The organism is Lactiplantibacillus sp. B652, assembly GCF_023806745.1.
Lineage (GTDB): Bacteria > Bacillota > Bacilli > Lactobacillales > Lactobacillaceae > Lactiplantibacillus > Lactiplantibacillus pentosus.
Window position 1 is genome coordinate 1,788 of record NZ_JAMSKY010000039.1, and the last position, 1,681, is coordinate 3,468.

General features: G+C 47.5%; 1 rRNA gene (running past one end of the window). It reads left to right on the forward strand.

What is annotated here, in order from left to right:
- Positions 1–76: 76 nt before the first annotated feature.
- Positions 77–1,681: ribosomal RNA gene (locus MZO40_RS16680) — 23S ribosomal RNA — on the forward strand; its annotated part runs 1,227 nt beyond the window's last position; the annotation flags it as partial.

A 1,681-nucleotide genomic window follows, 5' to 3' on the forward strand; every position in this document is an offset into this window, starting at 1 on the left:
ACCGCGTTTTTTGAGTTTTTTATTGAAGTTTAATTATCGCTAAACTCATTAATCGCATTTACCGTTAGGTAAATGAGGTTAAGTTAACAAGGGCGCATGGTGAATGCCTTGGCACTAGGAGCCGATGAAGGACGGGACTAACACCGATATGCTTCGGGGAGCTGTACGTAAGCTATGATCCGGAGATTTCCGAATGGGGCAACCCAGCAGTTTTAATCAACTGTTACCACTAGATGAATTCATAGTCTAGTTGGAGGTAAACGCTGTGAACTGAAACATCTCATTAGCAGCAGGAATATAAAGAAATTTCGATTCCCTAAGTAGCGGCGAGCGAACGGGGAACAGCCCAAACCAAAGTGCTTGCACTTTGGGGTTGTAGGACTGAACATTTGAGTTACCAAAGAACTTGATAGTCGAAGGATTTGGGAAAATCCGCCATAGATGGTGATAGCCCAGTAGATTAAATCAAATTCTCTCAGTTCAGGATCCTGAGTACGGCGGAACACGTGAAATTCCGTCGGAATCCGGGAGGACCATCTCCCAAGGCTAAATACTACCTAGTGACCGATAGTGAACCAGTACCGTGAGGGAAAGGTGAAAAGCACCCCGGGAGGGGAGTGAAATAGTTCCTGAAACCATGTGCCTACAATAAGTCAGAGCGCGTTAATGCGTGATGGCGTGCCTTTTGTAGAATGAACCGGCGAGTTATGATCCCGTGCAAGGTTAAGACTAAAAAGTCGGAGCCGTAGCGAAAGCGAGTCTGAAATGGGCGATTTGAGTACGAGGTTATAGACCCGAAACCAGGTGACCTATCCATGTCCAGGTTGAAGGTGCGGTAAAACGCACTGGAGGACCGAACCCGTGTAAGTTGAAAATTGCTGGGATGAGGTGTGGATAGCGGTGAAATTCCAAACGAACTTGGAGATAGCTGGTTCTCTCCGAAATAGCTTTAGGGCTAGCCTCGGATTAAGGATCATGGAGGTAGAGCACTATTTGGACTAGGGGCCCGTCTTGGGTTACTGAATTCAGATAAACTCCGAATGCCATTGATTCATGTCCGGGAGTCAGACGATGAGTGATAAGATCCACCGTCGAAAGGGGAACAGCCCAGACCATCAGTTAAGGTCCCTAAATGTATGCTAAGTGGAAAAGGATGTGGAGTTGCATAGACAACTAGGATGTTGGCTCAGAAGCAGCCACCATTTAAAGAGTGCGTAATAGCTCACTAGTCGAGTGATCCTGCGCCGAAAATGTACCGGGGCTAAGCATACTACCGAAACCATGGATGCGACCATTAGGTCGCGTGATAGGAGAGCGTTCTAAGGGCGGTGAAGCAAGATCGTGAGGACTTGTGGAGCGCTTAGAAGTGAGAATGCCGGTATGAGTAGCGAAAGATAGGTGAGAATCCTATCCACCGAATGACTAAGGTTTCCTGGGGAAGGCTCGTCCTCCCAGGGTTAGTCGGGACCTAAGTCGAGGCCGAGAGGCGTAGACGATGGATAACAGGTTGAGATTCCTGTACTAGTTAAGTGCGTTTGAGCAATGGAGGGACGCAGGAGGCTAAGATGTGCATTCTGTTGGATTAGAATGTCCAAGCAGTAAGTCTTGTGGAGAGTCAAATGCTTTTCACTTTAAGGACAAGCTGTGATGGGGAGCGAAATTTAGTAGCGAAGCGTCTGAT